Here is a 12,137-nt window from a genome sequence, read left to right as displayed (position 1 = left end):
GGTTCGCGGCCCGGCGCCCGCTATCATCGACGAGCGTCTCCGGTCCGTGATCACACAGGTCGGGTGCGCATGGCGAGTTACCCTAGCGGCCAAAGGGATCTGACTGTAAATCAGACGGCTCAGCCTTCGGGGGTTCGAATCCCTCACTCGCCACCGCACTGGACGGCCCCGCTCGCACGGGGCCGTTCGTCTGCCCCGCCGCATCCGTCGGGGCCCGCCCGCGCCGGCAGAGTCGCCCGCGCGCCCGACGACCTGGATCCACCACCGATGTTCCCCGCCGCACCCGGCCCACGCACGCGCGCCCTCGGCACGTCCGGCGTCGTCGTCTCCACGCTCGGCCTCGGCACGAGCGGCTTCGGCTGGACCGCCGACCGCGATGAGGCGTTCGCGATCCTCGACGCCTACCGCGAGGAGGGCGGCACCTTCATCGACACCGCGTCCTCGTACTCGCAGTGGGTGCCCGGCCACGCGGGCGGCGAGTCCGAGGCGATCATCGGCGGCTGGCTGGCCGCGCGCGGCTGCCGCGACGACGTGGTCGTGGGCACGAAGGTCGGCAAGAGCCGCGACGCCCCCGGCACGTCGGCCGACTCCATCCGCCGGGGCGTGGACGCCTCGCTCCGCCGCCTCGGCACCGGGCACGTCGACGTGGTGCACGCGCACCTCGACGACACCCGCACGCCGCTCGAGGAGACGGTCGCGGCGCTGTCCGACCTGGTGAAGGCGGGCAAGGCGCGGCTCGTCGGCGTCTCCGGCTTCCGCCCCGAGCGGATCGAGGAGGCGCTCGCGCTCGCGCACGGATCCGGCGCGGTGCCCGTCGGCGTGGTGCAGGAGGAGTACAGCCTCCTGGCGCGCGACCACGCGGAGGGGCGCCTGCAGGCGCTCGTCCGGCAGGAGGGCCTCGGCCTCGTCGCGCACAGCGTGCTCGCCAAGGGCTTCCTCACGGGCAAGTACCTGCCGGGCGCGCCCGCCGTGCCGTCCGCGCGTGCGCTCGACGCCGAGCAGTACATGTCAGCGGGCGGGCACGCCACGGTGCGCACCGCCGAGGAGATCGCGCGGATGCGCGGCGTCACGGTCGCCGAGGTCGCCATCGCCTGGGTGCTCGGGCGGCCCGGGATCGCCAGCGCGCTCGTCGGCGCGCGCACGGCCAGGCAGATCCGGCAGCTGATGCCTGCGGCGCGGCTCGTGCTCGACGACGACGAGGTGTCGCGGCTGGCGTCCGCCGCGGCCCGGGCGACGCGCGACGAGACCGCCTGACCCGCCCGTATCCTGGGGCGACCGCCGCCCGAGCGGCCCGAGCCTCCCGAGGAGATCCGCCCGTGTCCCGTCCCTGGCCCGAGGGCTCCTACATCGCCGCCCTGCTCGTGATGACCACCGCGACGGGCGCCATCGACGGCGTCAGCTACCTCGCGCTCGACCGCGTCTTCACCGGCAACATGACCGGCAACGTGCTCTTCATCGGCTTCGGCCTCGTCGGCGTCGCCGACATCCCCGTGCTCAACAACCTCGTGGCGCTCGTGGCCTTCATGCTCGGCGCGGTCATCGCGTCGCGCATCACGCGGCGCGCGCCCACCGACGTGCACCTGCCGCGCTCCTCCGTCTGGATCCTCGTCACGGGCACCCTGCTCACCCTCGCGCTCGCGGTGGTCTGGCTCGCGGTCGGGACGCTCGAGACCGGGATCATGGTGGCCATCACGGGCTTCCTCGCGCTGCTCCTCGGCGCGCAGGCGGCGGCCGTGAAGAGCATCGGGCTGCGCGACCTCTCCACCGTCGTCGTGACCATGACGATGGTGAACCTCTCCTCCGACAGCCGCGTGGCCGGCGGCACGGGCGCCGCGTGGGCCCGCCGCATCGGCGCGATCGTGTGCATGGGGCTCGGCGCCCTGGTCGCCGCGCTCATCACGACGCACGTCGGCGGCGCGTGGGCGCTGCTGGCGGCGGGCGGGCTGATGGTGGTGGGCGTCGGCCTGCTGTGGAACGCGCGGCGCGTGGAGCGCAAGCGCCTGCGGGAGACCGCCGCGTCGGGCCACGACGAGCGCGCGGCCGCCTCGCCCGCCTGAGCGCCGCCCGCCTGCCGGCCGCGACCCCTCTGGCAGGCTGGGCGCATGACGACCCCCGGTGACACCGAGCTCCTGACCATGGCCCGCGACATCGCCGTCCGCGCCGGGGAGCTCGCGCTCCGCCGCCGCCGGGAGGGCGTCGAGGTGGCCGCCTCGAAGTCCAGCCCCGAGGACATCGTCACGCACACCGATCGCGAGACCGAGGACCTCATCCGGCAGGCGCTCGCGGACGTGCGCCCCGACGACGGCTTCCTCGGCGAGGAGTCCGAGGGCACGTCGGGCAGCTCGGGCCTCACCTGGGTGGTCGACCCGATCGACGGCACCGTCAACTTCCTCTACGGGATCCCCGCGTGGGCCGTGAGCATCGCCGTGGTCGAGGGCGAGGCGGATCCGCTCACCTGGACCGCGCGCGCCGGCTGCGTCGTGAACCCCACCCTCGGCGAGGTGTACACGGCGACGAAGGGCGGCGGATCCGCGCTGGACGGCCGACCGCTCGCCGTGAACGCCGGCGTGCCGCTCTCCCTCGCGCTCGTCGGCACCGGCTTCTCCTACGGCGCCGAGACGCGCATGCGACAGGGCCGCGTGATCACGGACCTGCTCGGCGAGGTGCGCGACATCCGCCGCATCGGCGCCGCGTCGCTCGACCTCTGCAACGTCGCGGCGGGCCGCACCGAAGCCTACTTCGAGCGCGGCCTCAAGCCGTGGGACCACGCGGCGGGCGGCCTCATCGCGGCCGAGGCCGGCGCGCGCGTGACCGGGATCGCCGGCGGACCGGCGTCGGCCGAGCTCCTCATCGCGGCGGATCCGGAGCTCGCGCGCGCCCTCGAGGAGCGGCTGGAGCGCCCGCGCGCTTAGCCCCTGAGGGCCCTGCGGCGCATCCCCCGGGTGGCGCGAATCCCTTCCGGCGGTTAGCCTTTACCGATCCGTTACACGAAGACCGGGCACGAACCGGTCGCACGCGCACGCCCCGACCTCCGTCGGACGGCACAGCGCAGCACCTGTCCCTCGCACTAGGAGTCCCACGATCCTGTCCGTCCTCCACGCCTCGCGTGCCCCCCAGACCTCCGACCGGCGGCCCTCGTGCTGACCCCCGACGAGACCGCAGGGACCGTGTACCCGACGCGACGCGAGCGCCGCGAGGCGGAGCGCCGGGGGGCGGAGGCGCAGCAGGCAGCCGAGGCGCAGGAGGCGCCCCTGGACGACGCCGCCGCGCAGCCCGCGGACGAGCAGCCCGTGGCCGAGCCCGCGCAGGTCGCCCCCGCGCCCCGCATCCTCCACATCCCGGTCGAGGCCCCCGCGGCCCCCCGAGCGCACCTCCCCGCGGATGACGAGGCCGCCTCCGCGGCCGCCGCCGAGACCGTCCCCCTCGCGACCCGCGCCCGTCGCCTCCGCGCCGCGTCCGCCGCCGCGCCCGAGTCGCGCCGCTCCTCGTACGTGCCCGCGAAGCGCGCGAGCGTCCCCGCCGCCGCGCCGCACGCGCGCATCCGCGGACGCCGCGTCCCCGCCTCCTCGCGCCCCGCCCTCGCCGCGCCGGCGCCCGAGGCCGCCGCCGGCCGTCGTCGTGCGAACGCGTCGCGCGGCCTCACGCTCCTCACCATGGCCTTCGTCGCGACGGTGACCATCGCGACCTCGCTGCCGTCCTCCGCGTTCCTCACCGGCCAGGACATGGCGCAGGCGACCGTCGTCACGGACGCGCCGGCCACCTCGATCCCCAGCCAGAGCGTCGCGCTCTCCGCGGCCCCCGCGGCGACGGTCGTCGGCGGCACCGACGACGCCTTCACCGCCACGACGCCGCAGCAGATCATGCTCGCCCAGACGTCCAAGGGCGCGGGCGCCTTCACGAACGACATCAACGGCACGATCCAGTGGCCCTTCGCCTCGGGCGTGCCCATCAGCGGCGTCTTCGGCAAGCGCATCGCGCCCTGCTCCAACGGCTGCTCGAGCAACCACCAGGGCGTCGACTTCGCTCCCGGCCTGGGCGCGCCCATCCAGGCCATCGCCGACGGCGTCGTGCGCGAGGCCGTCAACAGCGACACCGGCCTCGGCGTCCATCTCGTCATCGACCACGTGATCGACGGGCAGCTCATCACGAGCGTCTACGGTCACCAGCTGCCGGGATCCCTGCGCGTCAAGGCGGGCGACCCGGTCAAGGTCGGCCAGCAGCTCGGCCAGGTCGGCAACACGGGCGCGTCCACCGGCCCGCACCTCCACCTCGAGATCCGCATGGCGGACGGCACCGCGGTGGATCCGTTCGCCTGGCTGAAGGAGCACGCGAACTAGCAGGCCTCCGCCGCAGCGCCCGCACGACGACGCCCCCTCGCCCGAAGGCGAGGGGGCGTCGTCGCGTCCGGGACGGGACTACTCCCGGATCAGCCACACGGTCGTGTCCGACGGCACGGCGTCGCCGTCGAGCGGCCGGCTCGCGAGCAGCACGCGTCCCTCGGGCAGCGGCACGGCGGCGTCGCCGAGGTTCGCGATCACGGTGACGCCCGCGCTCTCGAACGCGATCACGTCGTCGCCCTCCGCGGTGATCCACTCGAGCGCGCCCAGCGCGAGCCCGTGCTCGCGGCGCAGCAGCAGCGCCTCCGTGTAGAGGGAGAGGGTGGACGCGGGATCCGCCTGCTCGGCGTCGCGTGCGAAGCGGTCCCAGTCGTCGGGCTGCGGCAGCCAGCTGGCCTCGCCCTCGCTGAAGCCGTACGACGGCTTCCCGGCCTCCCACGGGATCGGCACGCGGCAGCCGTCGCGGCCGTAGCGCTCGCCCGCGGTGCGGTGGAACGTCGGATCCTGGCGCGCCTCGTCGGGCAGGCGGGTGTCCTCGGGCAGCCCGAGCTCCTCGCCCTGGTAGATGTACGCGCTGCCGGGGAGAGCCAGCATGAGCGCGCTGGCGGCGCGGGCCCGGCGGAGGCCGAGCTCCTCGTCCACCGTCACGGTCGAGAGCGGCCCGATGCCGACGCCCTGCGGGTTCTCGCCCGAGAGCGCGAGGCGGCTGGCGTGCCGCACCACGTCGTGGTTCGACAGCACCCACGTGCTGGGCGCGCCCACGGAGGAGAACGTCGCGAGCGACGCGTCGATCGACCCGCGCAGCGCCGCGGCGTCCCACGGCGTCTCGAGGTAGCTGAAGTTGAAGGCCTGGTGCATCTCGTCCGGGCGCACCCAGTCGGCGAGCTTGGCGAGCGGCTCGACCCACGCCTCGGCGACCATCGCGCGGTCGCCCTCGTAGGAGTCGAAGATCTCGCGCCACTCGCGGTAGATCTCGTGCACGCCGTCCTGCGCGAAGTACGGCGGCGGGGGAGCGGGCTGGTCGTCAACGCCGCCGGCGCCTCCCATGCTGCCCTGTCCCTCGGGCGGGGTGTAGTCGGGGAGGCCGGGCGCCTTGACCATGCCGTGCGCGACGTCCACGCGGAACCCGTCGACGCCGCGGTCGAGCCAGAAGCGCAGGATCTCGCGGAAGCGCTCGCGCACCCACGGGTTCGTCCAGTCGAGGTCGGGCTGCGACGAGTCGAACAGGTGCAGGTACCACTGGCCGGGCGTGCCGTCGGGCTCGGTGAGGCGCGTCCACGCCGGGCCGCCGAAGATCGACTCCCAGTTGTTCGGGGGCAGCTCACCGTCGGCGCCCTTCCCGTCGCGGAACATGTAGCGCGCGCGCTCCTCGCTGCCGGCGGGGGCCGCGAGCGCCTCCTGGAACCAGCGGTGCGCGGAGGACGTGTGGTTCGGGACGATGTCGACGATCACGCGCAGGCCGAGCTCGTGCGCGCGGCGCTGCATCCGCTCGAAGTCGTCGAGGGTGCCGAACAGCGGATCCACCGCGCAGTAGTCGGCGACGTCGTAGCCCGCGTCGTTCTGCGGCGACAGGAAGAAGGGGGAGAGCCAGACGGCGTCGACCCCGAGCTCGCGGAGCGCGGGGAGGCGCTCGGTGATGCCGGGGAGGTCGCCGATGCCGTCGCCGTCGGAGTCGGCGAAGGAGCGCGGGTAGATCTGGTAGATGACGGCGGTGCGCCACCACTCGGATCCGGTGCCGTGCTGCGGGGTGCTGTCGGGGTGGGTCGAGATGTCGTCCCGGGCAGCCGTGGACGGGGCTGTGGGGGCAGGCGAGGTCATGCATCGAGCCTAGGCGACGGCCCCCGGGCGCTCCCGCCGAGCGCACGGGCCGCGCCTGCGCGGATCCGCGGATGCGGCCGCGGGCGGAATAGCCGGGCACCCCTGCGCGCTGGGGAAGGGGGCGGCCACCGCCCTCATCACCGGACGAAGGAGATCAGGAATGACGAACCCCGCACGCGTGCCCCTCGGATCCAGCGGCCTGGAGGTGCTGCCCCTGTCCTTCGGCGGCAACGTCTTCGGCTGGACGGCCGACGAGGCCACCTCCTTCCAGCTCCTCGACGCGTACACCGCGGCGGGCGGCAACTTCATCGACACCGCCGATGTGTACTCCGCGTGGAAGCCCGGCAACTCGGGCGGCGAGTCCGAGGAGATCATCGGCCGCTGGCTCGCCTCGCGCGGCCGCCCCGACGACCTCGTCATCGCCACCAAGGTCGGCGCGCACGAGGCCGCGAAGGGCACGTCGCGCGACAGCGTCCGCCGCGGCGTCGAGGCGAGCCTCCGTCGGCTCGGCGTCGACGCGATCGACCTGTACTACGCGCACGTCGACGACCAGGACACCCCGATCGAGGAGACCGTGACGGCGCTCGCCGAGCTCGTGACCGAGGGCAAGGTCCGCGCCATCGGCGCATCCAACTTCACCGCCGAGCGCCTCCAGGCCGCGCTGGACGTGTCCGCCCGCGAGGGCATCGCCCGCTTCGAGGTCCTCCAGAACCGCTACAACCTCGTCGCCCGCGACGACTACGAGGGCGAGCTCGCCGACCTGCTCGTCCGCGAGGGCATCGGATCCGCGCCCTACTCGAGCCTCGCCAGCGGCTTCCTCACGGGCAAGTACCGCGGCGCCGAGGTCGACAGCCCACGGTCGGGAGCCGCGTCCAAGTACCTGGACGACCACGGCCGCGCCCTGCTCGAGGTGTTGGATCGAGTGGCCGAGGCCCACGGCGTCTCCGTCACGACGGTCTCCCTCGCCTGGCTGCGGGCGCAGCCGTCGGTCACCGCGCCGATCGCCAGCGCGCGCGACCTCACGCAGCTGCCCGACCTCCTCGCCTCCGTCGAGCTCGAGCTGACGGCCGACGAGATCCGGGACCTCTCCGCGGTCTGATCCCCGGACACCGGCTCGCCGTGCCCCGGTCCGGGGCCGTCCCGCGTCTCGTGGGCGGTCCCGGACCTGCTATCGTCGTATGGTTCCAGCGCGTCTCCGACGCGCCCGGGCACGCCCCCATAGCTCATTGGTAGAGCACTTCCTTGGTAAGGAAGAGGTAGTGAGTTCAATCCTCACTGGGGGCTCGATCCCTCAGGCGGCCGCGGCCGTCGACGAGGGTCATGGCGGGGTAGCTCAGGTGGTTAGAGCACACGGCTCATAATCGTGGTGTCGCGGGTTCAAGTCCCGCTCCCGCTACGGAAGCACGGATCGTCAAGGATCCGTCCTCCTCGATAGGCCCCGGACACCTCTCGCCAGGTTCCGGGGCCTTTCCTCTGCCCTGCCCCTGCACGCGGGGCCTCCGCCGCGTGTCCTGAAGCGGCCGCCGCCCTTCCGGCGCCCCCGCCCACGGCGTAGCCTCCGGGCATGACCCACCACGAATCCCCCGACCATCCCGACCACGCCTCGGGCGCCGAGCACGACGACGTGCTCTACAAGACCCAGGGCAACCCCGTCCCCGACGCCCACGACGAGGAGCGCCGCGAGGCGCCCGCCGGCGGCGACTACACCGCCAGCGAGTCCGAGGAGGAGAAGGAGGCGCGAGAGGGCGACGCCTGATCCGCACTCCGCACTCCGCGCACCGAGCGCACCGAGCGCACGAGGGCCGCCGCGACGCGTTCGCGGCGGCCCTCGTGCGTCCCCCGGTCGGTCGTCCCGGGTCGATGAGGGGCGACACGCCGGGTCCGCGCGGGCTCCGGATCCGGCCAGCGCGCCCGGATCCGCATGACGACGCGGAAGGCGCCGCGACACGCCGAACCACTACATGTAGTGGAATGACAGGTCTGTAGTTCGGGTTATATAGTGGAGAACCTCACCGCCCCACCGGGTGGCCGAGCAACCCGGATCCTCGCGAAGACGCGGATCCGGAGGCCATCGGGGCGAGAGCCACGAGACCTGAGGAACCGCACCGGCGGTTCCCGACCAGACACAACGGGAGGCACCCATGGACTACGACAACAACGACACCGTCGGCGGCTACGCGATCCCCGTCGACCCCATGGAGCTCCTGCAGTGCGACTCCTGCCAGTAGGCAGCTGACGCCGCAGCAGCGGAATCGCGACCCGGGCCCCGGTCCCCACGAGAAGTGGGGGCCGGGGCTCTCGCGTACCCGGGAGGGGAGAGGCCCGCCCCGGTCGCGCCGACGGCCGCCGCGTAGGATCGTCCGGTGCCAGTGAATCCAGACCTCCAGGGTCGCGTGCTCCCCGCCGCCGCCCCGTACCTGGTGGGACGCGAGAAGGTGCGCGAGTTCGCCCGCGCCGTCGGCGCCACCCACCCCGTCCACCTCGACCCGGATGCCGCGCGCGCCGCCGGCCACGCCGACGTGGTCGCGCCGAGCACCTTCCCCGTCGTGCTCCAGGAGGCGACGCTCGCGCAGCTGCTCGCCGAGCCCGACGCCGGCATCGACTTCAGCCGCGTGGTCCACGGCGAGCAGGCCTTCACCTACAGCCGGCCGGTGGTCGCGGGCGACGAGCTCACCGCGACGCTCACCGTCACCAAGGTGGCGACCCTCGGCGGCAACGCGATGGTGACCGCCGAGTCCGCCATGGTCGACGGATCCGGCGCGCACGTCGTGACCGCCGTCTCCACCCTCGTGGTCCGCGGGGACGACGCGTGAGCGCCGCCGCCGCGGCCGTGCCCGTGCTCGCCGACCTCGCCGTGGGTGACGTCGTGGCGGAGCGCTCCGTGCACCTGACGCGCGACTCCCTCGTCCGCTACGCCGGCGCGTCGGGCGACTTCAACCCCATCCACTACCGGGACGACGTGGCCGCGTCGGTCGGGCTGCCGGGTGTCCTCGCCCACGGCATGCTCACGATGGGCCAGGCCGTGCAGCCCGTGGCCGACTGGGCGGGCGATCCCTCGCGCGTCGTGTCCTACGGCGTGCGGTTCACGCGGCCCGTGGTCGTGGATCCCGCCGACGGCCAGGACCTCTCGATCGTCGCCAAGGTCGGTGCGATCGACGCCGATGCCGGCACGGTGCGCATCGACATCGCCGTCTCCGTCGACGGCAAGACCGTCCTCGGCCGCGCGCAGGCGCAGGTCCGGCTGGCGTAGGGCCCCCGTGACGATCGAGACCCACCGCGACGCGCCGCTCGCCGACCTCACCACGCTCCGCGTGGGCGGACCGGCCGAGGAGCTCGTCACCGTGAGCGAGCGCGACGAGCTCGTCGACACCCTCATGGGCCTGTGGGCCGTGGGTGAGGACTGGATGGTCCTCGGCGGCGGATCCAACTCCCTCATCTCGGACGAGGGCGTGGAGGGCACCGTGATCCGCATCGCGACCCGCGGCGTCGAGGCCGGCGAGGAGCGGGCCGACGGCACCGTCCTCGTCCGTGTGCAGGCTGGCGAGCCGTGGGACGCGCTCGTCGCGCGCACCGTGGCCGAGGGCCTCACCGGGCTCGAGGCGCTCTCCGGGATCCCCGGATCCACCGGCGCCTCGCCCGTGCAGAACATCGGCGCGTACGGCCAGGAGGTGGCCGACGTCCTCGAGGGCGTCGACTTCCTCGACTACGAGACCGGGGCGGTCGAGCGGCTGGGCGCCGCCGACCTCGGCCTCGGCTACCGCACCTCCGCCCTCAAGCGCGGCCGCGTGGGCGTCGTGCTCTCGGTCGACTTCGCGCTCACCCGCGGCGAGGGTCCCGACGCGCTCGGCCTGCCCGTCGCCTATCCCCAGCTCGCCGGCGCGCTCGGCGTCGAGCTCGGCGACCGCGTCCCCGTCGCCCGCGTGCGCGAGACGGTGCTCGCCCTCCGTGCCTCCAAGGGCATGGTGCTCGACGACGCGGACCACGACACCTGGAGCGCGGGCTCCTTCTTCACGAACCCCATCGTCAGCGCCGCGTTCGCGCGCACGCTCCCGGCCGACGCCCCGCGCTGGCCGCAGGAGGATCCGCCCCAGGACCTCGTCGTGCCGCTCGGCGACGCGTGGGAGGTCGCCGACGCGATCGAGCGCGAGGCTGCCGCGCGCCGGCGCCGCGAGCCCGCCGGCGTGAAGCTCAGCGCCGCCTGGCTCATCGAGCGCTCGGGCGTCAGCCGCGGGTTCCGGCTGCCGGGATCCGGCGCGGCCGTCTCCTCGAAGCACACGCTCGCGCTCACCAACCGCGGCACCGCGACCGCCGAGGACGTCGCCGCCCTCGCGCGCTACGTGCAGGGCCGCGTGATGAGCGAGCACGGCGTGATCCTGCAGCCCGAGCCCGTGCTGGTCGGCCTCGCCCTCTAGGGGCGGGCCGACCCGTGGGGGCAGGGCGGCGGATCAGGCCAGCAGGTCGCGGATCCGGCGCACGCCCTCGAGCAGCGCCTCGTCGCCGAGCGCGTAGCTGAAGCGCAGGAACCCGCTCGGGCCGAACGCCTCGCCGGGCACCGCCGCGACCTCCGCCTTCTCGAGCAGCACGTCGGCGACCTCGAGAGAGGTGGTCGGCGTGACGCCGTCGATGTCGCGGCCGAAGAGGCCGGTGACGTCGGGGTAGACGTAGAACGCGCCCTGCGGCGTGGGCGTGACGAAGCCGGGGATGGCGTCGAGCTCGGCGACGATCGTGCGGCGGCGGCGGTCGAAGGCCTCGCGCATCCGGTCGACGGTGTCGCGGGGGCCGCGGAGCGCCGCGATGGCCGCGCGCTGCGAGACGTTCGAGACGTTCGAGGAGAGGTGCGACTGCAGGTTGCCCGCGGCCTTGATGGCGTCGGCCGGGCCGACCATCCACCCGACGCGCCAGCCGGTCATCGCGTACGTCTTGGCGACGCCGTTGACGAGGATCGTGCGGTCTGCCAGCGCCGGCACCACGTCGACGATGCTCGCGGCCTCGGCCCCGTCGTAGACGAGGTCCTGGTAGATCTCGTCGCTGATGACCCAGAGGCCCTTCGACTCCGCCCACTCGCCGATCTCGCGGGTCTGCTCCCGCGAGTAGACGGCGCCGGTCGGGTTCGACGGCGAGACGAACAGCAGCACCTTGGTGCGCGGCGTCCACGCGGCCTCGAGCTGCTCGACCGTGACGAGGTAGCCCTGGTCGGCGCCCGCGAAGACGTCCACGGGCACGCCTCCCGCGAGACGGATCGCCTCGGGGTATGTGGTCCAGTAGGGAGTGGGCACGAGGACCTCGTCGCCCGGGTCGAGCAGCGTCTGGAACGCCTGGTAGACGGCCTGCTTGCCGCCGTTGGTGACGATGATCCGGTCGATGCCCACGTCGAGGCCCGAGGAGACGCGGGTCTTCTCGGCGATCGCCTCGCGGAGGTCGGGCAGGCCGGCCGCCGCGGTGTAGCGGTGGTTGCGGGGATCCCGCGCGGCCTCGACCGCGGCCTCGACCACGTAGTCGGGCGTCGGGAAGTCGGGCTCGCCCGCCGCGAAGCTGATGACGGGGCGTCCGGCGGCCTGCAGGGCCTTGGCCTTGCCGTCGACCTTGAGGGTCGCGGACTCGGCGATGGATCCGATGCGGGTGGAGACGCGGCTGAGGGGGATGGTGCTCTGCGGTTCGGCCATGCATGTGAGCATAGGGATCCGCGCCCGGCGCCACGCGGGTGCCGACGACCGCCAGGCCGCCGCCCGACCGTGCGCCCGCGGATGCTGGTACACTCGTCCGGGTCGGTATCTCCGCCATGCTCTTCCGCGCCTTCTTCCGTCCGTGCTCGCACGGTCGTGGTGCATGAGGGCAGGTGGGTGTCGACGCAGAGGGTGGTGGCTCAATTGGTAGAGCAGCGGTCTCCAAAACCGCAGGTTGCAGGTTCGAGTCCTGTCCGCCCTGCTAGATGGAACGGGTCCCCGGGCACGTGACATCGCGGCTCGCCCGAACTCCGGGCGA

Annotated in this window: 11 protein-coding genes and 4 tRNA genes; 13 read left to right on the top strand and 2 right to left on the bottom strand. The window is 73.8% G+C overall.

Features of this window, described 5'->3' with window-relative positions; all coding sequences use genetic code 11:
- Nucleotides 1-71: 71 nt before the first annotated feature.
- The 5 genes from NL142_RS14770 to NL142_RS14750 all read left to right on the top strand — a co-directional run bounded on the left by NL142_RS14770 (nucleotide 72) and on the right by NL142_RS14750 (nucleotide 4,337).
- Nucleotides 72-153, top strand: a tRNA-Tyr gene (locus tag NL142_RS14770).
- Between the two features lie 114 nt (nucleotides 154-267).
- Entirely contained in the window at nucleotides 268-1,254 is a 987-nt protein-coding gene (locus NL142_RS14765; RefSeq protein ID WP_435080306.1) for an aldo/keto reductase, read from the top strand.
- A 62-nt stretch (nucleotides 1,255-1,316) separates the two neighbouring features.
- Complete coding sequence (locus NL142_RS14760; protein WP_435080305.1) at nucleotides 1,317-2,057, top strand: YoaK family protein; 741 nt, start codon at nucleotides 1,317-1,319, stop codon at nucleotides 2,055-2,057.
- Nucleotides 2,058-2,102: 45 nt separating this feature from the next.
- Entirely contained in the window at nucleotides 2,103-2,912 is an 810-nt protein-coding gene (locus tag NL142_RS14755; RefSeq protein WP_435080304.1) for an inositol monophosphatase family protein, read from the top strand.
- 225 nt (nucleotides 2,913-3,137) lie between these two features.
- Nucleotides 3,138-4,337: a M23 family metallopeptidase gene (locus NL142_RS14750; RefSeq protein ID WP_435080303.1), complete on the top strand. Its 1,200-nt coding sequence runs from the start codon at nucleotides 3,138-3,140 to the stop codon at nucleotides 4,335-4,337.
- Between the two features lie 78 nt (nucleotides 4,338-4,415).
- Here NL142_RS14750 and NL142_RS14745 read toward each other — a convergent pair whose 3' ends face one another.
- The gene (locus NL142_RS14745) at nucleotides 4,416-6,155 is read right to left on the bottom strand and encodes a glycoside hydrolase family 13 protein (RefSeq protein WP_435080302.1); all 1,740 of its coding nucleotides are present in this window, start codon (nucleotides 6,153-6,155) and stop codon (nucleotides 4,416-4,418) included.
- Between the two features lie 160 nt (nucleotides 6,156-6,315).
- Between NL142_RS14745 and NL142_RS14740 the strand changes: the two genes are divergently transcribed.
- The 7 genes from NL142_RS14740 to NL142_RS14710 all read left to right on the top strand — a co-directional run bounded on the left by NL142_RS14740 (nucleotide 6,316) and on the right by NL142_RS14710 (nucleotide 10,567).
- The gene (locus NL142_RS14740; RefSeq protein WP_435080301.1) at nucleotides 6,316-7,254 is read left to right on the top strand and encodes an aldo/keto reductase; all 939 of its coding nucleotides are present in this window, start codon (nucleotides 6,316-6,318) and stop codon (nucleotides 7,252-7,254) included.
- A 113-nt stretch (nucleotides 7,255-7,367) separates the two neighbouring features.
- Nucleotides 7,368-7,439, top strand: a tRNA-Thr gene (locus NL142_RS14735).
- Between the two features lie 38 nt (nucleotides 7,440-7,477).
- Nucleotides 7,478-7,551 (top strand) — tRNA-Met (locus tag NL142_RS14730).
- Between the two features lie 168 nt (nucleotides 7,552-7,719).
- Nucleotides 7,720-7,911, top strand: coding sequence for a hypothetical protein (locus tag NL142_RS14725; protein ID WP_194684286.1), 192 nt, complete (start codon nucleotides 7,720-7,722; stop codon nucleotides 7,909-7,911).
- Between the two features lie 607 nt (nucleotides 7,912-8,518).
- Nucleotides 8,519-8,968, top strand: coding sequence for an FAS1-like dehydratase domain-containing protein (locus NL142_RS14720; RefSeq protein ID WP_435080300.1), 450 nt, complete (start codon nucleotides 8,519-8,521; stop codon nucleotides 8,966-8,968).
- Nucleotides 8,965-9,405, top strand: a complete 441-nt coding sequence (locus tag NL142_RS14715; RefSeq protein WP_435080299.1) for a MaoC/PaaZ C-terminal domain-containing protein — start codon at nucleotides 8,965-8,967, stop codon at nucleotides 9,403-9,405. The genes NL142_RS14720 and NL142_RS14715 overlap by 4 nt, the downstream gene beginning before the upstream one ends.
- 7 nt (nucleotides 9,406-9,412) lie before the next feature.
- Nucleotides 9,413-10,567 (top strand): UDP-N-acetylmuramate dehydrogenase, encoded by a 1,155-nt coding sequence (locus NL142_RS14710; protein WP_435080298.1) that lies wholly within the window; start codon nucleotides 9,413-9,415, stop codon nucleotides 10,565-10,567.
- 33 nt (nucleotides 10,568-10,600) lie between these two features.
- Here NL142_RS14710 and NL142_RS14705 read toward each other — a convergent pair whose 3' ends face one another.
- The gene (locus tag NL142_RS14705) at nucleotides 10,601-11,818 is read right to left on the bottom strand and encodes a pyridoxal phosphate-dependent aminotransferase (protein WP_194684291.1); all 1,218 of its coding nucleotides are present in this window, start codon (nucleotides 11,816-11,818) and stop codon (nucleotides 10,601-10,603) included.
- A gap of 189 nt (nucleotides 11,819-12,007) precedes the next feature.
- On the opposite strand from NL142_RS14705, the gene NL142_RS14700 reads away from it, so the two are divergent.
- Nucleotides 12,008-12,080 (top strand) — tRNA-Trp (locus tag NL142_RS14700).
- Nucleotides 12,081-12,137 lie beyond the last annotated feature (57 nt).

The organism is Clavibacter quasicaliforniensis (genome assembly GCF_051201715.1).
Taxonomy (GTDB): Bacteria; Actinomycetota; Actinomycetes; order Actinomycetales; family Microbacteriaceae; genus Clavibacter; species Clavibacter seminis.
This window is presented reverse-complemented; position numbering and strand designations above follow the sequence as displayed.